The following is a 21,949-nucleotide window of genomic DNA, read 5'->3' as shown; positions in this document are numbered from 1 at the left end:
CCTAAATATCTATTTATCTAGTTGATTTAAGAGGTTATCTGTAAATAAATTGTAATTAGCAAGTAAAGAGCTGTTTTAGCAAAAATTGATAAGATTTTTGATAGGATGTTATTCATTTTTCAAAAAAATCTTATAATTTGCAGCAAAAAAGAATTAAATTATCGATTAAAATTTATTTACAGATAGCTTCCAACATCATTTTAGCAGCTTTTATGCCTGCTTCTGTTGAAGTTTTTATATTGGTAGTTTCGGTATGGAAAGTTATTTTACTGCTGTCAAGGTTACCGAGCATAAAATCGGTTTGTATATTAGACATCTTCCCAAACTCTACTTCTAGGGGTAATTTGTACGTCAATCCGGTACTCGCATCTGTGCGATCGCTTTTGTACGCTGCGGTGGCAAGTGCTTCCGTGTTTCCTTCAAATGCCTCCCTATAAGCGAGTTTGGAAAGATGTCTAGGATCTGCATCTAGATATTGTGAATAAGCAGCAATCGGGGTGCGGCAATTAGCATCTAGATACTCTAAAAATGCTCTTTCGGGTTTTATTAGTTCAAAAGTGGGCAGATGATTAATTTGGTTGCATATCTCAAGCATAGCATTATCGTCTTTTCTAATCTCAACTGCAATGACTCCCTGCCCTATACACGGTAACATCTGTGAATACTCTATCAAATGGCAATACTCCGGATTAAACACCTCTAACCTTTTAAGACCTGTATATGCTAAAATTGTTGCGTCAACTTCGCCGGTCATTAGCTTTTTTATTCTTGAATCAACATTCCCTCTAAAAACCGTTACCTTTAAATCCGGTCTTATTTTTTGGATAAATGCTTTTCTTCGTACTGCCGAGCTACCTATTACGGCATTTTGCGGCAGCTCTTCTATAGATTTATATTTTAGACAAACAAAAACATCTCTGGGGTCTTCACGCTCTAAAACAGCAGCTATTACTAGCGGTTCAGGTATTCTACCCGGTACATCTTTTAAAGAATGAACAGCTAAGTCAATTTTTTTATCAAGCAAGGCTTGCTCTATTTCCTTTAAAAATAAAGCTTTACCGCCTATATCGTATAATGGTTTATTTTGGATTAAATCCCCGCTAGTAATAATCGGCACTATTTCACAATTAATATCAGGAAAAAATTGTTTGATTTGCTGAATAACTAAATTAGTATGTATTAAAGCAAGTGGACTTTTTCTTGTACCTATTCTGATAGAATTTGTCATTTGTTTTCTACTATTTCAAAAGGGCTAGTAAAACTTAAAACATTACTGTTTATAATTACTTCATGATTCATAATAACCGGATGATTTACTTCTCCATGCCCTATTCCTGCTGCTTTATAAGTTCCAATATTTTGAATATGTTTTAAAAACTTTTTATAGTTTGTTCTACAAACTCATCCCCTTTAGTAAAATCACCAAAGATTATTGCCTTTATGCATTCAAATATACCGGTATTTTTTAATTGAACTAGATTACGATGCACGGCATAGGCTTTTTCATTAACGTCTTCAAGCAATAGAATTTTATTGTCATCCCCGTGAAAACGGGGATCCTGTATTATTTTTTCTGGATTCCTGCTTCCGCGGGAATGACATAAAGAAATAGGAATGAGAATGAATTTGCAAACCAGTACTAATCAATTTAGTTAAAACCGTTAAATTTCCGCCTGTTATTGCAATCCAAGTGAATAAAACGGATAAACAAAGACAAATAACTGCCGAAATAAAAAATGTTCGTGATATTTGCCTTGTGTCTTTTGCCATCAATATTCTTTGAAAAATTGAAGGACCAAGTGACGGAATCGCAAAATATATAAAAATATTTAAAGAAATCCAAAATTTAGGACTAGTATAGTGAAACAATCCTTGTAAATCAGTAAGACGAGTTTGTACATTTGAGTCTATAACTATATGCGGATCGCTAAAAACATTCCATACGACAATTCCTATTACCGGAATAATTGCACTATAAGTAAAAAACTGTACGGCTTCGGTAAAAGTAACCGATTTTACACCGCCAAAAGCAGAATAGTTTATTATTACAGTGGCAATACATAAATCTATGTAAAAATTTGAAATGTTAAAGAATAGCTGTAATATTAAACTTGCTACGTGGAATTGCATGGCAATCCTACTTATAGACATTAATATACTAACGATCGACTTAAGAATACGAACTTTGTTACCGTACGCCTCCCCTATCATTTCTGCTGCCGATAAGCTACCCAAAAAATTCTCAAAACGAGGAGCTATAAAGTCACTAATTAATAACCAACTAACGACGCTACCGAATATACTAGGTAATAAGTACAATAATCCGTCCTTATATATTCTTGAATTATCGATTAAAAAAGTACTAGTACCGATCCAAGTAGCAATAAGAGTTGCGACTATTGTACCTGTAGAAAAATTCCTTGTTCCTATCGCATATTCGTGAATATTTTTGATATTTAGAAGTCCAACTAGCAAATTAATCGCTAAAAAGCTAGTAAAAATAAGGAGATCTATATTTGGCATAGAGTTAAGTTATAGGGATTTTCTATGCAAATAATAATAAAGATAAAAAAAGAAACAAACAATATTTTTGTGGAGTTAAAAAAGTATGTCATCCCTACGATTACACATGGGTGTCATAAGACTCGATGTCATTCCCGCGTAGGCGGGAATCCAGTACTTCAAAACTTTTTAAAAGATTTTTTTAAAGCTTGCTTTATCTCGCTTTATGCTGAATTCCTGCTTCTGCGGGCATGACATAAACGAGCCATGCAATAAGGCCGCTTTTAGCTAGGAATGACATACAAGACTCATTTTTATTCATAAAGATTAAACTCTTCTACTGCCTGACCTAATGATGTTACAGTATAATCGTTATTATACCAAGTTGTGTACTCATCAAGTGCATTATGACAATCATTGTCATCAACTATAGCTGTTTTGGTTTCTTCTAATACATCTGCTGCAGTTTTATTACCCACCATCTTGATACTTGGATCAAACGGCGGCTTATTTTCTTTATTTAATAATGCTTTTAGAGTTGGAAGTTTTGGGTTGCTAGTATTTACTTTTGAATTATTTCAAAATAATCTATGGCTAGGAGTAGCTGCATCTTGAGCACACTGAAGATTTACATTACTGCCATTTTTTATTAAAGTTTCTACGATTTTAGTAGCGTTATAATCGCTATACCAATCAAGTGGTGTTTTACCACTCTTATCATAGAAATTTACATCAGGTTTTGTATGCATTTTTCTAAGAATTCAGCTCCAAATTCACCGAACCATGCTATTGCATTAGAATTCAATTGATCCATAATGTTAGGATTAAATCCTTACTGTTTTACTATTTTTTCTATTATAGGCTCAGCTAAAGATTTCAGCTCTTTAAAATTGTTGATTAACAATGTTTTTTCTTGACCCGGATGCTTTTGAAATATCTTGTTTAATAGACCATATTATATTACCAAGCGCAGCAATCATATTATTACCGCCGGTAGAATTTTCAAGGTTACAATTTTCTAATGTTTTTTCTACTAATTCCTTTACATTCATTATTAAAGTTTTAAAACCTGCTTGAACTAAATATTTATGACTGTTACCGGACATCTTAGATATTGTATTTTGTATTTGTAAAGTACCGGTAGCTAATAAATTTAATATATTATTTGCTTCAAGCGAAGGATTAGCACCAAATTTAACTAGATTCTCAATTATTTTATAATATTTATCCATTTGAGTTTGAAATAAACTTATATTTTGATTACTCGGATTATTAGTAATAAGCTGATATTTATTGTAGAATATAAAGCAATATAATTATCTTGACCAAGATCATTAATATCTAAACCTAATTGTGTAAATTTTTCAATTTGTGTCTTACGGAAATCATCAGAAATATGCGACTCCATAGCAACACAGAAAAAATTATGAATTTGTGCTTTCTCAGTTGAAACAAATTTTGCCATAAGTGCAGGGTTATGATGAAATACATCAATAACATTGGAGCTATTACTCCAAATACCCCATTCAAGTATAGTATTACCGTTTGTATCTTTCTTATCCCAATTAGTGTCAGGGATGAGGATCATTTTGTTTAATATCTGTACAGCAGTATTTTCTAAAACATTTTTAACATTCTGATCTTATTGTTGAGGTATTAAACTACAAAGAGCTTCAAAAATATTAAGTTTGTTGTTAACATTAGTTCCATTTAATATAGCCGGTATTAATTGTATGTTGCCTGAAGTTAATAATTGAAAAGGTGTATACATAAAAGTCTCCAATTTATATTAATTTTTTATAAAAAATACCATGAAATATGGTTTGTGTCTCTTGTCTCTTCTCTTGTCTCTATTTATAATTATTATAATACATGAAAACCTAATAAATATCAAGTAATTATTAAAAAAATAACTATTATTTAATACCAAGGTGCTAGAGATAAGTTTATTTTAATCCCTTTAACGGTAACATCAGCTTCTTTATCGGCAAGATATTTTTCTTCTCTGATTAAGGCGATTGCTTTATTGTGATAACTTGAGCATATTACGCCGATTTTATTGTTATCTGCGAGTATTTCTTCATCTTTAACTAATGAAGATAAATCTTCATCTGCTGTAATTTTATATATCTTTCTTCTTATAACTCCTTGATATTTAGCCCTTGAAATCACTTCCTGCCCGACATAACAACCTTTATCAAAACTAATTGCATTTAACTCCTCAGCACCATACATATTTGGAATAGATTTATCTGTGATTAAATCTTCCACACCATCTATTATTGCAAAATTATATTTATCTTCTAGGTATATTGGATTCCCGCTTTCGCGGGGAGATGTTGTTGAGGGGGGCGGTTCCCCCTCTGTCACCCCGTGGCTTGACCACGGGGTCCAGTCTTTTTTAATTATTTTCTGGATACCGCGGTCAAGCCGCGGTATGACATCGAGCTTATTTATTGAGCGGAAACCAAGCTTAGCATAACGAGGATCACGAACCGTAATTAGCGAGTCTATATCTAATTTTTGAAGTGAGTAGATAACTTTATATTCGTCACTACAATCTATTACTTGTATTTTTGAGCGAAATTTATAGAAGTTTAAATACTCTATCAAAGCAGCTTTATTACTTTTATCAATATCAAGGTAAATTTCCTCAGGGTTATGAACATACACGAAAAAATCAAATAAATATCTTCCTTGATTATTAAGCAAATAAGTATAGCTATAATTATAGTCAATTGATTTGGACTCGCCTACTGCGTTACTCGTCGTCTCGCCTATTATTATAGGCTTTGCTCCTCGCTCCTTGTATCCGAATTCAACTGAATTGACTATACTCTTACAAATATCGTTAGTAATGAGATTTTGTAGGAACTTTACGGAATCGAAACCTATTATTTTGATCACTTCTCTATTACTTAATATTTCATACATAATTATAATATTATTGACTTTATAGGTTCCTAACTACTATACTCTAAATTTATATAAATTAAACTTAATAATCATGAGATGTTCATCTTACTGTACTGCTTCCGAATATAAGATGAGTGATCTAGTTACTAATTTAAAAAAGATTGGTCTTGAACCTCAACATTTTGACGATGTTTTATATATTCGGAAAGAGATAAATAAAGATTCTGATTTTATAGAGATATTTTTCTTTCCGTTTGGTTGTGTAACTATTTGGGGCGGCGATGAAATTCAAGAAAAAATAGTTTTAAGCGATGCTGATTTAGTACCAGTAAATAAGCTTAAAGAGCCGGTATCCGATTATATTTATTTTGAATATAATACGGAAGTCAAGAAAACATTTATTGATGAAGAAAAAAATAAAATAATCTTAGCAGATAAATCAGTTTTCGTTAAACTGTCTATTTCCCATGCTCTTGCACAATCGGTTAAACTTAGCGTTCTTGAGCAATCTGTTAGTAACTTGATTGTCCAGACAACCCCTATACAACAGGAACTAGCTAGAACCGGTAGCGTATCGCTTTCTAAAAAGGAGATATTACAGCAAATAGGTATATTATTTAACGAGCGTTATTCAATCAGTTTGCATAGCGATATATTCGATACTCCAGAATTCTTTTGGCGTCGTCCGAGTTATGAGCCTCTCTATCTCATGACGGCAGAGTTTCAAGACATAGAAATACGGCAAAATATAATGAATCATCGTCTTAATATGATTCACGAGCTTTTAGACATTCTTTCAAACGATCTTAATTATAAACATTCCACCAAACTTGAGTGGATTATTATTATTTTAATCGGTCTTGAAGTTGTTCTGTCGTTATCTCATACTAATCTTTTCTTAAAAATTATCGGAGCTTTATAAATAGCTTCTATGCAAATTATCGATAATCAAAAGACATTAGAAAAATTTTGTAACCGGTTAGCAAATAAGGCATGCTTAAGCATAGATACGGAATTTGAGCGTCGCTATACTTATTATGCTCAGCTTAGTATAATTCAAGTTAAAGCAGAAGAATATTGCGGAATAATTGATGCATTAAGCAATTTAGATCTGAATATTTTTAATAAGCTGCTTGCAGATAATAATATTACTAAAATATTTCATGCTCCTCGTGAAGATTTAGAGATTTTCTATAATTTATTTAAAACACTACCTGCTAATGCTTTTGATATACAAATTGCAGCAAATATTTGCGGATTCGGTAAACAGCTAAGCTATGATGACCTTTGCTATAAGCTAATCGGTATTACTATCGATAAAACCCACCAAAAATCTAACTGGCTAAAACGCCCTATTACTAGTGATATGTTAAATTATGCAATGTTAGACGTGGAGTATTTGTATAAGATATATAAAGAGTTAAATAATATAATTATTAGAAATAATTTAACTAATAAATATCAAACTACTCTTAGTTCTTTATTAGATGTTAGAAATTATAAGGTTGAGCCGAAAGATGCTTGGAAAAAAATAAAATATAGAAGTGATGATAAGAGTTTTAATCACAAAATTCAAATGTTTGCAGCTTATCGTGAAGAGAATGCACAAACTATAAATATTCCTCGTAAGCATTTTATTTTAGATGAAGATTTAATAAAGCTTAGTAAATACCCGCCATTGAATCACAAGGATTTTAAAAATCTAAATTTAAAAAGCAAATATTTACACAAACAAAAATATAAAAATGAAATAATAAGTTTGTGTAATAACTTATAAGAAAAAAGCTATAAATCAAATAACTTGTAGCCTGAATAAAAATTAGCCAACTAATGTAACTTGTATCTCACTATCTTGTACTCTACTTTGACATATTCGTTGTATACATCATCAGGCAAGTTACTAAATGCCTGATCTATGATAAGTGTCCCTACTCCTACTAATGCTAATTGAAAGCAAATATCTCCAGTCTGAGTATCGCCGGATATTTGTCCTGTTTCTAGCCAATCTCCAACTGCTTGTGCAAAAAAAGCAAAAGGTACACCGATCAATACGACAATTTTTTTTATTATATCAACCATTTTACCCTAAGTTGATTTTTGTAATAAAATATAAATATAATATTTTATACAATAAAAAAAGTGAAAAAAATTAAGGTTATTATACCGAAATCGTAAATTTAAGCTTACGATCATAAGATTCAATCAGAAAATTATCTATTAATTGTTCTTTTAAACAAACTCCGGCGGTTAATATATTTCGGTTATTATTAAGATATTGGTCAAAATGTCCTTTGCCGTATCCAAGTCTATAACCCTCCTTACTAAACGCAAGTCCTGGGATAATAACTAACTCAGGAATAAAAAAATCATTATTTATAGGTTCATAGGTTTTAAAAGCCCCTAAGGCCAATTGATCGTTATAATGATAAGGACAATATTTTATCTCATTTTTTATGATTTTCGGTAGGAAGAATCTTATTTCAGGATGTAAGTTTGTTATTTCAAGTAAGTTAATTTCGTATTTTAGAGGAAAGTAAAGTCCTACTGTCTTTACTTTTAACTCCTGTAATAACCGGCTAATTTTATTGATTAGAGAGTTTTTGACTAAATCGGAATTAATCTTATCTTGGTTTTTTATTAAAAATTCTTTGAAATAAAGACGCAGCTCTTGTTTGGTCATAAATGTCCTTAAATTCGTCATTGCGAGCGACTGAAGACCTTGTGGCATGGCTCGCTTCATCTTTGTCATCCCGCGACTTGTTCATGGGATCTAGTTAAAAATACTAATATTATTAGTATTTTTAGTGGTTTTACTGGATACTGTGGTCAAGCCACGGTATGACACCGAACTGGTTTTTCAAGCCATGCAACAACGCCACGACTGTAAGGAGCGTGGCAATCTCATAAAGCAGGATGCCTGAGATTGCTTCGTCAAAACTTACAGTTTTTCCTCGCAATGACATAGAAATATATCACATATTAATAGTCCTCTTATCTACACTAAGTGCTGCCTCTTTTATAGCCTCGCTTAAAGTTGGGTGAGCGTGGCAGGTTCTTGCTATATCTTCTGAAGCTGCTCCGAATTCCATATAAGCCGTAAGCGCGGCAATTAATGTACCTGCATCAGCTCCTATAATATGAGCTCCTAAAACCCTATCGGTTTTACTATCGGCAAGGATCTTAACCATCCCTTCCGTACTACCGATTGCTCTTGCTCTACTATTTGCTAAAAACGGAAACTTACCGACTTTATAATTAATGCCTTTTTCTTTTAGCTGTTCTTCCGTTTCACCGACGCTTGCTACTTCAGGATAAGTATATATTACGCTTGGAATTAAGTTATAGTTAACATGTCCTGCCTGCCCTGCCATAATTTCCACGGCAGTTACAGCCTCTTCCTCGGCTTTATGAGCAAGCATAGCGCCTTTTACCACATCACCGACTGCGTAAATATTTGAAATTGCTGTTTGGAACCGGTCATTAATCTCAATGCTACCTTGCTTATCCGTAATAATACCGACAGACTCAAGTCCTAGATTTTGCGTATAGGCTTTTCTGCCTACCGCCATCAACACCACATCGCTTGTTACTACTGAACTCTTACCGCTCTCCTCTATTGTCAGATTTACTTTTCCTGACTTTACTTCAGCAGATAGCACTTTAGTATTCAGTTTAAACTCTATACCTTGTTTTTGCTGTAGTTTCATAAATTGTGTAGCAATTTCTTTATCAAGCATAGGTACAATGCTCGGTGCATACTCAATAACCGTTACTTTAGCTCCCAAACGACGCCAAACTGAACCAAGTTCTAAGCCTATATACCCTCCGCCGACTACTATTAAGTTCTCAGGTACTTTAGAAAGTTTCAAAGCACCGGTAGATGAAACAATAAATTCTTCGTCTATTTTGATATTCGGTATTTCTATGACGCTGGAACCTGTAGTAATTAGGATATTTTTGGCTTTAGTTTGTTCTTTATTTACTTCAACGATATTACTAGAGATAATTTTAGCTTCACCTTTTATCCTAGTAACTTTGTTTTTGGCAAATAGACTTTCTATACCTTTTGTAAGATCAAGAACTACTTTATCTTTATTAGCTAGCATTTTTTGTAAGTCTAGTTTTACATCTGCAGTAATACCTATATTCTCAAAATGTTTTAGAACTGCTTCATATTTTTCGGAAGAATTAAGTAAAGCTTTCGATGGTATGCATCCTATATTTAAACAAGTGCCGCCAAGAGTATCGCTTTTCTCAATACACGCTACTTTCATACCAAGCTGAGCAGCCCTAATACTGCCCGTATAACCGGCTGGACCGCTACCTATTACCACTAAATCAAATTCTTGCATATTTGTTTGACCTTAATAAATTGTTGGATCGTCATTGCAAGCAGCCATAGGCTGCGTGGCAATCTTGTCAAATATCCTGAGATTGTTTCGCCAATTACTTACATAATTTCCTCGCAATGACGTAATACTGCTAAAAATACACCACTATCACCTTTATAACAACTTTAATCTTATACTATTCTTATTTGGTGAAGCAATAAAACTAATTAAATTAATATTATCTTCAAAGCCGTTTGTATAATTTTGTAGTAAAGAAAACATCTTTTTAGAAATAGCATAATTATGACTAGCATTTAGTGAATTTGCCTCACCTATATTTTTTATTTCTCTCATTAAAGCTAAAGGATTATCAAATTTTAGCTCTATATTTTCATAGTCAACAATTACTTCGGCAAATCTTGTTTGCGAAAATAAAATCGGAACATGATCAAAATGAATAAAAGGAGCAATATGAGGAGAGTGTTTAAAATCACTTGCTATTTCGGCATCTATTAAGGATTTACGTAAATTCTTTAAGCTATTTCCTCCGACAAAATTACCGATAAAAATACTGTCAGACTTTAAAAAAATTCTTATATTAGATAAAAAGCGTTGTACATCATTTATCCAGTGTAACCCTAATGAATAAATAATTAAATCAAAAGAGTCTTTTGGCAATTCTAAATCTTCATCATCGATTAATAATTTATGATTATGCGCAAAAGAATCAAGCAATAAAGGCGACATATCTGTTACGGTAATATCGGCACTTCGATAAGCATTTTTTAGTAAGCTCGTAAGATAACCGCATTTAGCCGATATTTCTAGAATATCCGAAAAATCCTTATCAATCATCCCTAATCGACTTATTATATCATTAGCTGCATGCTTGATAAATAAGCTGTTACTTATCCCCTCTACTGCATTATTTCGGTGATTTTTTAGCTTTAGTCTGTTGAATATATAATCCTCTCCTATCTTGAATTTTCTCTCCTAAAATTGTTGGTGGCGGTCGAGAAATGAAACCCCCTAAAAAATCTCCTAGCAAACTATTTTGAACAAGTTCTCTCTGTCTTGCAGTTGCAGTGCGAATATCATTCCCTTTAACTCTATCTAGCCCTTCAAAATTCTCCTGAATATCTACAATTATAGGTTTCGTATTGTTATTATTAGGTGATAAAGGTTCTAAACTCAACAGGCTTTTTTCTGCAGGATTTAAATCCGAAGTTAGATCAAAATGCTCTAAGTAGACAGGTTTTAGTTGTTTATCATTACTAGAAACTTTTTTTCTTTCTATCGCTGAAACATTATTCTCGGTCTTATTAGATTCTCCTAGAGATTTATAACTACTTATACAAAACAATACTAATATAAATTTCTTTAACATAAATAATCCTGTATATTATTACAGTTAATATAAATTAAATAATATATGCATCAAGTACTGAAATAAATTAAGGGAATTATATACTTGTATAACCTATATTTTCTTTTTATTTACCCAAGATGTAAATTCAGACATACTAAACACTTCTATTAAATTACTGCCAACTTGATCATTGAGCCATTTCAAGGCTTCTTTTTTATATCCATCACCATCAATTATTATTATAGTATCATAAATTCCTTGTTTTTTTATGTTTAGCACAAGATAAGGATATTTTTCATCAACCGATCCTCCTGATTGTTGCCACTTAGATTCTATAACTAGGCAATTGGGATAACGTTCTGGATGATATAATATAAAATCGCATTTCCATTTAGTATCATAAATATTTTTGCCAACTTCAAACTGTCTAGTATAAATAGGCTGCTTAAGGATCCTAGCTGCACTAAATCTTTTATTACGTACAAAACAATATCCTTCTCTTTTTAGTTGATCATGTATAAAAATCTCAAGTTCGTTTCCAGTTTTATTAGCTTGTGAAATTGCAATTTGTTTTACCATTGTACTAATAATTTCTTATTAAAACTTCATTAGCTCCTTGCCTACTGTCGGATTTACAATTTATGCTTCTTGGTGCATTTACTATATCTATATTTGAAAGCATAAAATATACACCCTTCTTATTTAATGCTCTGCATTTTTCATAAAGCTTAACCTGATCTGCCTCTGTAAAGCCAAGCTTTGTATATTTTGTAAATGAAGTATTATTAATAGGTTGATATGGCGGGTCTATATAAACAAAATCTTTAGGCTTAGGCGAAATATTGCTGAAATCCTGATATTCAGCATTTTGTAAAGCTTTACTATATGCTAGGCTTCATATAAGCTCCCATCGGGACCAATTGCACTCTCCTTTGCTATTTACTCTATAAAGACCATTATAACAAGTCTTGTTAAGGTATATGCAACGTGTTGCTATCTCAATAGGGTTATCGCTATTTGCGTTCTTTCTAACAGCATAGTAATAATCTTGAGAGTGATTAGCTTTATGCTTAGCTAACAGCTCAATTAATGCTCGAGCTTCATCCTTAACTGCCTTGTATGTAATAATCAAATTGAAGTTTATATCTGATATAATAGCTTTGTCTGGAATGAGTGCAAAAAAAGTGCTCCTCCTCCTATAAAAGGCTCATAATGATTATTGTAACTAGCAGGTAAGCGTAAGCACAACTCTTTGATAAGGCTTCTTTTTCCCCTGCCCATTTTATAAATGGTTTAGGGATTTCGTCTTCTTCAATCTCTGGAGAATTAATTTTTAACGGAGCTTGACCTATCATTGCTAAAGCCTTGTTAAAAGATAATTCGCCGTTTTTAACTACTTTGAGTTTCATACCGACCTACCAAGGCTTTATAAGATAAATAATTACCTGTATTTAAAAGTATAGCATTAAACATATTGCTTACATTATAGTTTTTATGGTTGCACCTAAATACAAACTCGTTTAAATATCTCTCTATGTGTTTTTTGCTAATGGAATAAGATCCGATTATACCACGCTTAAACACCGCCCAAAAGCTTTCTATCGTGTTTGTGGACACAGACTCTCTTATATATATTTACCTAAGTCGTGATTTATATATTCATGATTATATAACTTTTCTAATACCTTATAAGCTCCCCATTCATCAGATAAAATAGTTGACCCTATCGGAATATTATTTATTGCAATTTTTTCTATGGTCTTTGAATTAACTTTTGTTATAACTTGAGCCTTAGCGTTACCGTTTCTCTCTATCATGCCGATTACAACGGTTTTTGTCTTTGTGCTGCGACCTTGTGTACCTTTGTTTGTTCTTTTCTTTACCACCAATATACGTCTCATCTATTTCTACAGTGCTTTTTAAAGGAATACTAAAACTTTCTAGTTTAGTCACTTCTCTAATTCTATGAAGCATAAACCATGCAGTTTTTTGGGTAACATTAATATCTCTTGAAAGCTGTAACGATGATAAACTTTTTTTTGGCGTAGTAACTTGCAAAACTGCTGTAAACCATTTCTTTAAAGAAATCTTACTATTTTCAAAAATTGTGCCGACTTTGATACTAAAACGCTTTTTACATGCCGAACATTTGTGATTCGCTCCATCCGCATAATGAAAAATCTTTTGGTTGCCGCAATACGGACAATAAGCTCCGTTAGCCCAACGTATGATCAGTAAAATAATCTATGCACTTTTGTTCAGTAGGTAATTTTTCGAATAAATCAACAACACTTAACTATACTAACACAATTTTATATAAAATTGTTATATCGAAACAATTTAGGTTATACAAGATATATAGTTGCCTTAATTAATTATTTCTAAAGATATTATCTTCGTATTTTTTTCTATAATATATTTTGTAATTCTCATTTCTTATATCATTAAACCATTGGTCTTGTTGTTTTTTAATATAATAATTTAGGGAATTAGATTTACTTTTACTAGTTTGAAAATTATCTTCACAAAATTTTAAAAAACCTGATATTAAAGTTTCTACTCCATTAGTCTCAGATTTTTTCTCAAGAAATTGCATAGAAAAATTAGTAGGATTATTATGTTTTAAATAAAATTGTTTATATTTCTCATGAATTTTATTTTCTTTTTTTATTTGTTGTTCTGAAAAAGATAATTTTTCCTCTAATAATTTATGAATTTCGGTACAATCGCTCCAAGGTAATTCTATTGTTAGTTGCTCTTCCTGATATTCAAAATTATCTTGAATATTGTTAAAATCGGCATTTATTTTTACCGCACTTACTAATATTAAAAAACATGTAATTAATTTAATATGCATAGAATTAATTAATTTTAGCAGGAACCGGTATCATAATACTACTTCTATGTCTTTTATTGCCACTAAAAAGTGATTTTTTTTGAACTTTGTTATTATTTACTGGAATTGTATCTTCTAAAGCCCCTTCATTATTATTTAGATAACTATGTAAGGATGCTTTATAAAGAGCCATATTACTTGCTATTTTAACTACATCTTGTTTATATTTAAACCCTAAAGAATGTGTAGCCGAATGATAATGAGCTATCGCCTTGTGCCAGCTCCCTAGCTGATCATATTTTGAACGCAAAAATTCTGCACCGTAACGAATGTTATTATTTGGATCAAATGCCTGTTCAAGGGAATTAAAAGCCCCTAAATGATGCCTTAAGTTAATCTGCATGCATCCGACATCAATACTCTCTCGCCCTTTTATAAGCTCTATTCTAACAAAACTTACGGCTTCTCTTTTTGTGTTAAAATAATAGCCTTTTCCTTCAACATTTACCGTCCAAGGCCATACTACTCTAATTTTACGAGTTGTATGTTTTTTCCCCGATTCTTTTAAAGCTATTGAATGTAGCATATTAGATGGGATATTAAATTTTTTTTCAAAGTAAGGAAAAAGTTTTGAACATTTAAAGGATTCAGCTATTTCAGGATCGGCAATAGCCGGCTTAGGGAAGAGGATAAAGGATAATAATAGGAGTAGTATGGTTTTAACGTCATTGCGAGGAAAATTACAGAGTAATTGACGAAGCAGTCCAGTAAAAAATTCTGATTTACAGAATTTTTTTATTGTTTTGCTGGATTGCCGCGCTCCTTGTAGTCGCTCGCAATGACAATTTTGGTATAATTCCCAAACCATACCGGCAACGCTAAAATAACTTGAGTTACAATAAGATATAGCCTACCATAACTTATCTTATGAAGCAAGAGAAGTTATAGCATTTAAGAGGTAAGGATTTAATCTAAATCCCAAGCAGCATCATTAGTGTTTTGAGGATTACCTAATATATCGGATACCATATCCAACAAATTATTAATATCGCCTCCTATCGCTTGCAAAAGATTACTTAACTTGTGTTACAAAGTCTTCAGCAGTGTTACCTTGAGCATCTTGAGGATATGTGGTATTTCCTCTCTGTTAGCGTGAGCAGCTGCTTGATGAACCAGCTTGTATCCACACTATAAGCTTTAAGCTTGTAACATTGAAAAATCATCATCTTTAATTACGCTTTCATACCATTTTTTATGTTCGTTAGCTGCATGTTTTGCATTTTCATTATTTTTATAATTATTTGGAATAGCGTATAAGCCGTATTCTCCTTTATCTGCTTCGTCTATTATGATTTTAGCTATCTTCCAGCTCATCTATACTTAAGTCAATATTTTGTTTAACTTTGTTGAAAAGAAGTTTCAGTATCTGATCGCCTTGTGCTGCCCCTTTATTATTTTCCCAGCCTCTTATTAAACTACAATAATCTATACCTGATGTTTTAGCATGCTCTAATACTGCTTTTATAGCTTTCCATTGATTATGAGCTTTTTCATTTTCACCTTGCTGCTCATCTTTAATAGCATTCTCAGCCCATTTAGCAAGTTGAGCATATGATGCTAGCTCCCCTACTGCATTAAATATGGATACATGTTTACCTGGATAATCTACTTTTGTAATTATTTCAGATAGATCAAATTTTTGAACTAATTTCGGTAATTTAACAAGAAATTCATCATAATATGGTTTGTTTAAACTCCATTCTCTTCCATTTTGCTTGATTTCATTTATAGTTTCTTGAGTAAAGTTATATAATGAATATTTATTCATAATTTGATCCCTTTGTAATTATTGGTTAAATTTATATTTAAAAACCACGAAGCATGGTATTTTTAAAAATGCTTTAAATTGTTAGGTCCTGTACACTTTTGATTAATGATTATAATTTGCAGCTAAAAATAGCCATAATTATGATTATTCTATTACAAGAGTACAGAACCTAATTGACTGATTAAATAAAAATGTTTATTATCAATCCAAATTAAATGTAAAAGTATATTTTATGAAAGTTGTTAGCTCATTAAAATCGTTAAAAAAACGTGATAAAGATTGTCAGATCGTTAAAAGAAGAGGCAAAATTTTTGTAATAAATAAAAAGAATAAAAGATTTAAAGCAAAACAAGGTTAATTAATCGTTTTTGGAGAAAAAAATATACTCGATGAACTTGAAAAATTAGCTACGTCGTCTTTGTAAGTCCTCGGGTGCTGAGTGTTTATTATATGCTCCGCTCCTCGGTTTGCAGACTCCTTGCTCTTTTTCAAGTTGATCTTCGTGTATTACTTTTCATTTTACTTCACAGTATATAATACTACTTTTGTAAAGAAAAGGAATAAATATGGCCGGTCATTCAAAGTTCAAAAATATTCAGCATCGTAAAGGGGCTCAAGATAAAAAAAGAGCAAAAGTTTTCACTAAATTAATTCATGAAATAGTTACTGCAGCTAAAACCGGTTCTTCTAATAACCCTGAAAATAATCCACGTCTTAGAAATGCTTTAACCGCCGCACGTAGTCAAAATCTTCCTAAAGAAAGAATAGATAAAGCTATTAATAGTGCTAATGATTCTTCTAATACCGAAAATTATACGGAAATTAGATATGAAGGTTATGCACCGAATGGTATTGCTATAATAGTTGAAGCTTTAACCGATAATAAAAACCGCACTGCTGCAGAAGTACGCTCTAGTTTTACTAAATATGGTGGGAGTTTAGGCGAAACCGGTAGTGTCAATTATTTGTTCAACCATTGCGGAGTTATGCAGTATCCAATAAATATAGCATCTAATGAAGATATTTTAGAGGCAGCCATAGAAGCCGGGGGGCATGATATTATATCCGATGATACCACCTATACAATCTATACGGATATTGGAAATTTCTCTAAAGTTCTAGAATTTTTAACTGGCAAATACGGCATACCTGAAGATTCGTATATAGGCTGGATCCCATTAAATACAACAATTATAGATGATAAGGAAAAAGCTGAAAAATTACTAAAGCTTGTGGAAGTTTTAGAAGAAAACGATGATGTGCAAAGAGTTTTTGGGAATTATGAGTTATCTGATGATGTTTACGAAATAATACAAGGAGAACCATGACTTATAACGATGCAAATTATCAAATAATTATTTTAGCAGCCGGTAAAGGTACTAGAATGGAGTCCGGTTTACCGAAAGTAATGCATAAAGTCGGTGGAGTTCCAATGCTTGAAACGGTATTAAAGAATTCGCTTAACGTCACAAATGATGTAATTATAGTTTATTCAGAAGAACTTAAAAAACATTTAACGCCCTATGAAAATAGGTGTTGCTTTGTACTGCAAGAAGAACCTCAAGGCACAGCTCATGCTACTTATGCAGCAATAGATTTAATTAATAAAAATAAAACAATATTAGTTTTATATGCTGATCATCCTCTTATTACTCCAAAACTTATGCATGAATTAATAGCTTATTTAAGCCTTACTAATGCTGCATTAGTGACTTTAGGCTTTGAGAGAGCAAATCCGGTTCAATATGGGAGAATAGCTACTGATAAAAATGGTGAATTTTTAGAGATAATCGAACATAAAAATGCAAGCGCAGAAGAGAAAAACATAAAGCTTTGTAATTCAGGTGTTATGGCTTTCAGTAGCAATATTTTAAATAAATACTTACCTTTATTTGCTACTAATAATAACGGTCATAAGGAAGTTTATTTAACTGAAATAGTAAAAATATGTAAAAATCACGGTGAAAAAGTTTCATATTTATTATCTACTGATCATGATTTAATTGTTGGTGTTAATACTAAAAATGAGCTAGAAGAAGCTAATAATATTTTTTCTCAGAATAAGTCTTAGCTTTGTCGTATGGATACCCGAGTCGTCATTGCAAGCGGCTAAAGGCTTTGTGGCATAGATCGTTTTATGTCATTCCCGCGAAAGCGGGAATCCAGTAAAACCTACAAAAAACTTGTTTTTATAGGTTTATTTTTTGGGATCCTCGCTTCCGTTGGGATGATATCGAGTAGGCTTTTTACTCTATGCAACAACATCAATACCTTGTGAGAATGACATAGGAAGCCATACAGGCAATGCTAAAAATTTGGGAGAGATGGCCGAGCGGTTTAAGGCGCACGCCTGGAAAGCGTGTTCACGGCAACGTGTCGGGGGTTCGAATCCCCCTCTCTCCGCCAGCTCAGTTTATGGTATACTCGAATGATTTCAAGAATTGAATTTGTTATCAAATGGTGAGTGTGTACGGCTTATACTTAATAAGTGAGTACGTGCATTCATGAAGATAATAAAGAGCAATTCTTAAAAGCAGAAGAGTATGTTATGCTTGTTTATTTTCTTTATAATACTTAGTATATTTATCTAGTAAAGGAACATGTGCAGTTGCTGCTTCTGATTTAAAAAATTCTACGTTCTCTTTACTTAAAGAAATGGTTACTTTTACTGAATCATCTTTTAATAAAAGTTCTCTAGGGTGCGGCAAGAAATCTTTTACTATTTTTACTGCCCCTATTTCCCCATCAGTGTATTTTATTCTCTTGCTCATAAATTCTCTTACCTTTATGCCAGTATCCTGCTCTAAAAATTCTTATATGATTATCTCGGAACGTAAAACGGACTGTTAAAATATTACCATCAACTTTACCTAAACAAAAATATCTTTTTTCTGTAATACTAACTTACCACGCTCTAGTCTGGACAGTTAGCCAATTTTTGTAGTTTATCGAACCGGAAAGCCAAATAGTAATCAAGGTTTCCACTGTCGAGTATTTAAAAGTTTCATATGCATTTGTTATTACATTTATAAAGTCTAAAAGCTTTTTACAAAGCTTATCGTCTACTAATTACCTCATATTGATAGTCTTTTAATTTCTATTTTTACTTTTATAATAAAAATAGTTGCATATTTATATTATTTTTTCTATTACAGCTGTACTTTTATAAGTTACAATTATATACCTAATAATCAATTAATTTATATTAAGTTATAGCTCATAAAGATTTATCACATTTAACAGAAGAACAAATCAAAGATTTAATAAAACGTTATTATAACTATGAGAAAATAGCTAATTTATTAGAAGAATTTAATGTTAATGTATCTCCCAATAGTTTAGTTAGTTTATTCCCGCTTGTTACGCATCATAAATTATTCTGTAAATACTGCCGAGATACAAATTTAGTTATTAAGCTAAAGAGTAGAAATTATTATAGCTATGTTTATGGAGAAACGAGTTTTGCTCTATTGGGTCCTATATATAATCATAACAATAACTCTAGTTGTGCATGTGATAATTGTAAGAAAGCTATAAAACAGCAAAAACAAACTGAAGAAGAAGCAAAAAGACGTATTTTAATAGATACATTTTTGTATAAAAATATTAAAGCTCCGCCAATTGAAGAATTAACTCTAAAAGATGCTTTATATTTATTAAGTGTAGTAGAACATTCTGCTTCTGAAGACCTTGAATTTGTAAAGCCATATTTAAAAGGATATTCTGTACCGAGTTTAGCACCGGACGAAGATTTAAATGATCATATTGTAGGACCTCTAGGTCGTAGAGGTTTTGTATTAATTAATCCTTTAAAGCAGTCTTGATGCCTTCAAATTCAATCAAGAAAAAGCATTAACAGACTATTATCCAAACAAAGTTTTATGGGATCTTTTACCTAATATGGATATTGAAGAAAAAAAAGAATATTTAAATTCTGTGCGAAATATAGTTAAAGACGAATGGTCTTCATCATGGAAAAAAGAAGTCAGTGATATATGGCATCAAATTGCTAAATATGAATGTATAGAAAATTTTAAATATTTATTGAAAAAACATCAATTTTCCATAGATCAATATGGAGAGAAAACAGCTTTAAAAGCTTTCAACATTTTATTACTATTTTTTTCAGTAGGGCACGTGTTTAATTTATCATGGTCAGCAGTACGTGATGCACAATATTATATCTCATCGAAAGACGATGAATATGATGCAGATAACATCGTTAGTATAATTATAAATAATATACATAAAAAAGTAAGTAAAGCACTTGAGGAGAAGTGGACAATAAAAAATTCTAAAATAGAGTATCGCCGTTTACAAAGTGCAGTTAGCTCTACTTTTTTTGATTTGTTTTTAGGAATAAGGGATGAATATTTTGAGCGTATTATGCCACTTGAGTAAATAATAAATTTCTTAAAAATCTTAAAGAGATCATATTTGAGTGATAGTTTAATTCGTTGTATATCCTTTTAATTCTTCTTTAAAAATATTCCAATCCTCTTGCCAGTCTTCTAAACTAGGCGGCGATGGTAAAATCATTCGCAGCTTAATGGGAAAATACGAGAGCTTAAACCCCCATTTGATACCGTCTATAACTTTTATTGTTTTACGCTCATGATCAATTTTAATGGCATAAACGTGACCGATCCAGTAAGATAAAGGTTCAGAGAAAAGTGTGTAGTACCATAAAGGAGAATCATAAAAATCTTGTTCTAAAGTGTAAAATGGGTAATTGAGTTTTATATCACCGTCTATAAACTCTTGTAATTCCTTATCCAAGCAAATCAGTGCAAACTATGTGAAGCCAAGTATTATGTTTTGCATCTGTTTTAATATGAATAATAGGAAAAGACGGATTAAAACAGTCTTTTTCAGCATTTGGGGTATAGGAAATATTAAATGCTATTCCCATAGAATTAACCTGTAGGCTTTTATGAGCATTTTTATATAAACAATTTCCTATATCATCAGCTACTTCATTATTTACGTCGGGATTATGCCAATGCAAAGCAAAATTTACTCCGTATAAAGTAAGTAAAAATATACTAAGAAAGATTGTTAATTTAAGAATGCTTTTAGGGTTTAACATTTTTAGTTATCTCTTTTGCTTCTTTCCAAAGCTTCAGCATAAATTCTACGGATTGTCCTTGCAGATTTGGCAGGTTATGCTTTTTGGTAAGCATTTTTATTGCTCTCATACGTTTCTCAAATTTTTCATTTGTCTTGCTAAGTGTTGTCTCAACATCAAACCCTGAAAAAATACACAACGAAATTGCCGTATGGAGCAAATCCCCTATTTCTTCTTGTACTCTTTCCGGTGGGTTGGCATCGTCAATAGCTTCTTTTATCTCTCTACATTCATCTATTGCCTGCTCTAAAATCATCTCATGATCCGGCCAATCAAAACCATAGTCCCGTGCGTCTTTCTCAAGCAGAATTAAATTTTGTAGAGGATTGTTAGATTCTAGATTCTTAACCATATACACCATATTAAATTTATAGTTTTGTGGCTTTAAATTAAATAATGGTTTAAAACCGCAAGCTTCATTGTATATTTACCGAATCCTTGGTTTTGATAAGGCTTATCTACTGCAAGTGACCTTAGTGCCGATTTCATTTTCATTGAAAAATTCTATATGAGCAGTTGCAATGATTTTAACTCTTTTATATAATACAAAATGATAATGATTCTCTGCCGTTATAGTTGGATGGTTAGAATCATATTTTACGTTTATAGTATCAAAGCTTTGTTCAGCTCGTATGCGATGGTATTCTTTCCACTCGCTATAATGTGTGCAACGCATGAGCCTAATGGAGTTATTACTTAAGTGCATAATATATAGTGAAGTTAAAATTTAAAATGATTTTATGAAAATATTTAATTGTTAAATCGAAGCATATTATAGCAGGCGAGGGTCTGTCAGATTCTTTGTGTAAGTATGATTTCTCCATTTGCACAATTTTGTAAATTAGTATCACAAAGTATAGCAAATTGATTTAAAGCCATCGCCCAATTCTTAATAGGCATTGTCCATTTTTTAGATGCATTTGTCAATGCCAAAAAGATTATTTTCTGAATCGATTTATCATCTGGAAATACCCCTTTATTTTTAATAATTTTGCGAATTTGACGGTTAGTAGATTCAATAGCATTAGTCGTATAAATT

31 protein-coding genes, 1 tRNA gene and 5 pseudogenes are annotated in these 21,949 nt (G+C 31.8%); 8 read left to right on the top strand and 29 right to left on the bottom strand.

The window, feature by feature from the left end; translation table 11 throughout:
- Positions 1–172: 172 nt before the first annotated feature.
- The 8 genes and pseudogenes from hemC to ygfZ form a co-directional block, all read right to left on the bottom strand.
- Positions 173–1,228, bottom strand: a complete 1,056-nt coding sequence (gene hemC / locus O6R16_RS06240) for a hydroxymethylbilane synthase (RefSeq protein WP_499680457.1) — start codon at positions 1,226–1,228, stop codon at positions 173–175.
- Positions 1,225–1,680, bottom strand: a pseudogene (locus tag O6R16_RS06235) (S66 peptidase family protein); the annotation flags it as partial. The pseudogene O6R16_RS06235 and the gene hemC, both read right to left, overlap by 4 nt.
- Positions 1,678–2,523: pseudogene (locus O6R16_RS06230) on the bottom strand (sodium:solute symporter family protein); the annotation flags it as partial. The pseudogenes O6R16_RS06235 and O6R16_RS06230, both read right to left, overlap by 3 nt.
- A gap of 293 nt (positions 2,524–2,816) precedes the next feature.
- Entirely contained in the window at positions 2,817–2,984 is a 168-nt protein-coding gene (locus O6R16_RS06225) for a hypothetical protein (RefSeq protein WP_499680456.1), read from the bottom strand.
- Between the two features lie 96 nt (positions 2,985–3,080).
- Complete coding sequence (locus O6R16_RS06220) at positions 3,081–3,251, bottom strand: ankyrin repeat domain-containing protein (protein ID WP_499680455.1); 171 nt, start codon at positions 3,249–3,251, stop codon at positions 3,081–3,083.
- A gap of 135 nt (positions 3,252–3,386) precedes the next feature.
- Positions 3,387–3,734, bottom strand: a complete 348-nt coding sequence (locus O6R16_RS06215; RefSeq protein ID WP_499680454.1) for a hypothetical protein — start codon at positions 3,732–3,734, stop codon at positions 3,387–3,389.
- A 17-nt stretch (positions 3,735–3,751) separates the two neighbouring features.
- On the bottom strand, positions 3,752–4,090 hold the full coding sequence (locus tag O6R16_RS06210) for a hypothetical protein (RefSeq protein WP_499680453.1): 339 nt from the start codon (positions 4,088–4,090) through the stop codon (positions 3,752–3,754).
- A gap of 332 nt (positions 4,091–4,422) precedes the next feature.
- Positions 4,423–5,436, bottom strand: coding sequence for a CAF17-like 4Fe-4S cluster assembly/insertion protein YgfZ (gene ygfZ, locus O6R16_RS06205; RefSeq protein WP_499680452.1), 1,014 nt, complete (start codon positions 5,434–5,436; stop codon positions 4,423–4,425).
- A gap of 112 nt (positions 5,437–5,548) precedes the next feature.
- Between ygfZ and O6R16_RS06200 the strand changes: the two genes are divergently transcribed.
- Together O6R16_RS06200 and O6R16_RS06195 are read left to right on the top strand one after the other, a co-directional pair.
- Positions 5,549–6,340, top strand: a complete 792-nt coding sequence (locus O6R16_RS06200) for an RMD1 family protein (RefSeq protein ID WP_499680451.1) — start codon at positions 5,549–5,551, stop codon at positions 6,338–6,340.
- Positions 6,341–6,349: 9 nt separating this feature from the next.
- The gene (locus O6R16_RS06195; protein WP_499680450.1) at positions 6,350–7,195 is read left to right on the top strand and encodes a ribonuclease D; all 846 of its coding nucleotides are present in this window, start codon (positions 6,350–6,352) and stop codon (positions 7,193–7,195) included.
- Positions 7,196–7,237: 42 nt separating this feature from the next.
- On the opposite strand, the pseudogene O6R16_RS06190 reads toward O6R16_RS06195, so the two are convergent.
- The 15 genes and pseudogenes from O6R16_RS06190 to O6R16_RS06120 form a co-directional block, all read right to left on the bottom strand.
- Positions 7,238–7,467 (bottom strand): annotated as a pseudogene (locus O6R16_RS06190) (hypothetical protein).
- A 109-nt stretch (positions 7,468–7,576) separates the two neighbouring features.
- Positions 7,577–8,098, bottom strand: a complete 522-nt coding sequence (locus tag O6R16_RS06185; protein WP_499680449.1) for a 5-formyltetrahydrofolate cyclo-ligase — start codon at positions 8,096–8,098, stop codon at positions 7,577–7,579.
- Between the two features lie 292 nt (positions 8,099–8,390).
- Positions 8,391–9,770, bottom strand: coding sequence for a dihydrolipoyl dehydrogenase (gene lpdA, locus O6R16_RS06180; RefSeq protein ID WP_499680448.1), 1,380 nt, complete (start codon positions 9,768–9,770; stop codon positions 8,391–8,393).
- Between the two features lie 153 nt (positions 9,771–9,923).
- The gene (locus O6R16_RS06175; RefSeq protein WP_499680471.1) at positions 9,924–10,643 is read right to left on the bottom strand and encodes a methyltransferase domain-containing protein; all 720 of its coding nucleotides are present in this window, start codon (positions 10,641–10,643) and stop codon (positions 9,924–9,926) included.
- A gap of 31 nt (positions 10,644–10,674) precedes the next feature.
- Positions 10,675–11,136: a hypothetical protein gene (locus tag O6R16_RS06170; protein WP_499680447.1), complete on the bottom strand. Its 462-nt coding sequence runs from the start codon at positions 11,134–11,136 to the stop codon at positions 10,675–10,677.
- Between the two features lie 93 nt (positions 11,137–11,229).
- On the bottom strand, positions 11,230–11,697 hold the full coding sequence (locus O6R16_RS06165; RefSeq protein WP_499680446.1) for a PD-(D/E)XK nuclease superfamily protein: 468 nt from the start codon (positions 11,695–11,697) through the stop codon (positions 11,230–11,232).
- Positions 11,698–11,701: 4 nt separating this feature from the next.
- Positions 11,702–12,399: pseudogene (locus O6R16_RS06160) on the bottom strand (DNA adenine methylase).
- Positions 12,315–12,527: a hypothetical protein gene (locus O6R16_RS06155; protein WP_499680445.1), complete on the bottom strand. Its 213-nt coding sequence runs from the start codon at positions 12,525–12,527 to the stop codon at positions 12,315–12,317. The pseudogene O6R16_RS06160 and the gene O6R16_RS06155 overlap by 85 nt, the downstream one beginning before the upstream one ends.
- Positions 12,508–12,735, bottom strand: coding sequence for a transposase (locus O6R16_RS06150; protein ID WP_499680444.1), 228 nt, complete (start codon positions 12,733–12,735; stop codon positions 12,508–12,510). Before O6R16_RS06150 ends, O6R16_RS06155 begins: the two co-directional genes overlap by 20 nt.
- An 8-nt stretch (positions 12,736–12,743) precedes the next feature.
- On the bottom strand, positions 12,744–13,019 hold the full coding sequence (locus tag O6R16_RS06145; RefSeq protein ID WP_499680443.1) for a transposase: 276 nt from the start codon (positions 13,017–13,019) through the stop codon (positions 12,744–12,746).
- Positions 12,916–13,347, bottom strand: coding sequence for an IS1595 family transposase (locus O6R16_RS06140; protein WP_499680470.1), 432 nt, complete (start codon positions 13,345–13,347; stop codon positions 12,916–12,918). The genes O6R16_RS06145 and O6R16_RS06140 overlap by 104 nt, the downstream gene beginning before the upstream one ends.
- Positions 13,348–13,489: 142 nt before the next feature.
- Positions 13,490–13,975: a DUF2532 domain-containing protein gene (locus O6R16_RS06135; RefSeq protein WP_499680442.1), complete on the bottom strand. Its 486-nt coding sequence runs from the start codon at positions 13,973–13,975 to the stop codon at positions 13,490–13,492.
- Positions 13,976–13,979: 4 nt separating this feature from the next.
- Positions 13,980–14,822 (bottom strand): lytic transglycosylase domain-containing protein, encoded by an 843-nt coding sequence (locus O6R16_RS06130; protein ID WP_499680441.1) that lies wholly within the window; start codon positions 14,820–14,822, stop codon positions 13,980–13,982.
- Positions 14,823–15,151: 329 nt separating this feature from the next.
- The gene (locus tag O6R16_RS06125) at positions 15,152–15,328 is read right to left on the bottom strand and encodes a hypothetical protein (RefSeq protein ID WP_499680440.1); all 177 of its coding nucleotides are present in this window, start codon (positions 15,326–15,328) and stop codon (positions 15,152–15,154) included.
- Entirely contained in the window at positions 15,309–15,782 is a 474-nt protein-coding gene (locus tag O6R16_RS06120; RefSeq protein WP_499680473.1) for a hypothetical protein, read from the bottom strand. The genes O6R16_RS06125 and O6R16_RS06120 overlap by 20 nt, the downstream gene beginning before the upstream one ends.
- Before the next feature lie 232 nt (positions 15,783–16,014).
- Between O6R16_RS06120 and ykgO the strand changes: the two genes are divergently transcribed.
- The 4 genes from ykgO to O6R16_RS06100 all read left to right on the top strand — a co-directional run bounded on the left by ykgO (position 16,015) and on the right by O6R16_RS06100 (position 18,188).
- Positions 16,015–16,140 carry a type B 50S ribosomal protein L36 gene (ykgO, locus tag O6R16_RS06115; protein WP_004998227.1) on the top strand — a complete coding sequence of 42 codons (126 nt, stop codon included), beginning with the start codon at positions 16,015–16,017 and terminating at the stop codon, positions 16,138–16,140.
- Between the two features lie 208 nt (positions 16,141–16,348).
- Positions 16,349–17,110, top strand: a complete 762-nt coding sequence (locus tag O6R16_RS06110) for a YebC/PmpR family DNA-binding transcriptional regulator (RefSeq protein ID WP_499680439.1) — start codon at positions 16,349–16,351, stop codon at positions 17,108–17,110.
- On the top strand, positions 17,107–17,853 hold the full coding sequence (locus tag O6R16_RS06105; RefSeq protein WP_499680438.1) for a sugar phosphate nucleotidyltransferase: 747 nt from the start codon (positions 17,107–17,109) through the stop codon (positions 17,851–17,853). The genes O6R16_RS06110 and O6R16_RS06105 overlap by 4 nt, the downstream gene beginning before the upstream one ends.
- Before the next feature lie 247 nt (positions 17,854–18,100).
- Positions 18,101–18,188, top strand: a tRNA-Ser gene (locus O6R16_RS06100).
- 140 nt (positions 18,189–18,328) lie between these two features.
- On the opposite strand, the gene O6R16_RS06095 is transcribed toward O6R16_RS06100, so the two are convergent.
- Complete coding sequence (locus tag O6R16_RS06095) at positions 18,329–18,553, bottom strand: CopG family transcriptional regulator (RefSeq protein WP_499680437.1); 225 nt, start codon at positions 18,551–18,553, stop codon at positions 18,329–18,331.
- 699 nt (positions 18,554–19,252) lie between these two features.
- Between O6R16_RS06095 and O6R16_RS06090 the strand changes: the two genes are divergently transcribed.
- Together O6R16_RS06090 and O6R16_RS06085 are read left to right on the top strand one after the other, a co-directional pair.
- The gene (locus O6R16_RS06090; protein WP_499680436.1) at positions 19,253–19,606 is read left to right on the top strand and encodes a hypothetical protein; all 354 of its coding nucleotides are present in this window, start codon (positions 19,253–19,255) and stop codon (positions 19,604–19,606) included.
- A 76-nt stretch (positions 19,607–19,682) separates the two neighbouring features.
- Positions 19,683–20,183, top strand: coding sequence for a hypothetical protein (locus O6R16_RS06085; protein WP_499680435.1), 501 nt, complete (start codon positions 19,683–19,685; stop codon positions 20,181–20,183).
- 48 nt (positions 20,184–20,231) lie between these two features.
- Here O6R16_RS06085 and O6R16_RS06080 read toward each other — a convergent pair whose 3' ends face one another.
- From O6R16_RS06080 to O6R16_RS06060, 5 genes and pseudogenes are all read right to left on the bottom strand, one after another.
- Positions 20,232–20,561: a hypothetical protein gene (locus O6R16_RS06080; RefSeq protein WP_499680434.1), complete on the bottom strand. Its 330-nt coding sequence runs from the start codon at positions 20,559–20,561 to the stop codon at positions 20,232–20,234.
- Positions 20,554–20,871, bottom strand: a complete 318-nt coding sequence (locus O6R16_RS06075; RefSeq protein ID WP_499680433.1) for a hypothetical protein — start codon at positions 20,869–20,871, stop codon at positions 20,554–20,556. The genes O6R16_RS06080 and O6R16_RS06075 overlap by 8 nt, the downstream gene beginning before the upstream one ends.
- Positions 20,858–21,166: a MazG nucleotide pyrophosphohydrolase domain-containing protein gene (locus tag O6R16_RS06070; protein WP_499680469.1), complete on the bottom strand. Its 309-nt coding sequence runs from the start codon at positions 21,164–21,166 to the stop codon at positions 20,858–20,860. Before O6R16_RS06070 ends, O6R16_RS06075 begins: the two co-directional genes overlap by 14 nt.
- Positions 21,167–21,294: 128 nt before the next feature.
- Positions 21,295–21,586 (bottom strand): annotated as a pseudogene (locus tag O6R16_RS06065) (GNAT family N-acetyltransferase).
- A 116-nt stretch (positions 21,587–21,702) separates the two neighbouring features.
- On the bottom strand, positions 21,703–21,949 hold a 247-nt coding region (locus O6R16_RS06060; RefSeq protein WP_499680432.1), incomplete at its 5' end, for a transposase.

The organism is Candidatus Rickettsia tasmaniensis (assembly GCF_036857515.1).
GTDB lineage: Bacteria > Pseudomonadota > Alphaproteobacteria > Rickettsiales > Rickettsiaceae > Rickettsia > Rickettsia rickettsii.
The sequence above is the reverse complement of the archived record's forward strand: the minus strand, read 5'-3'. Positions and strand labels throughout refer to the sequence as shown.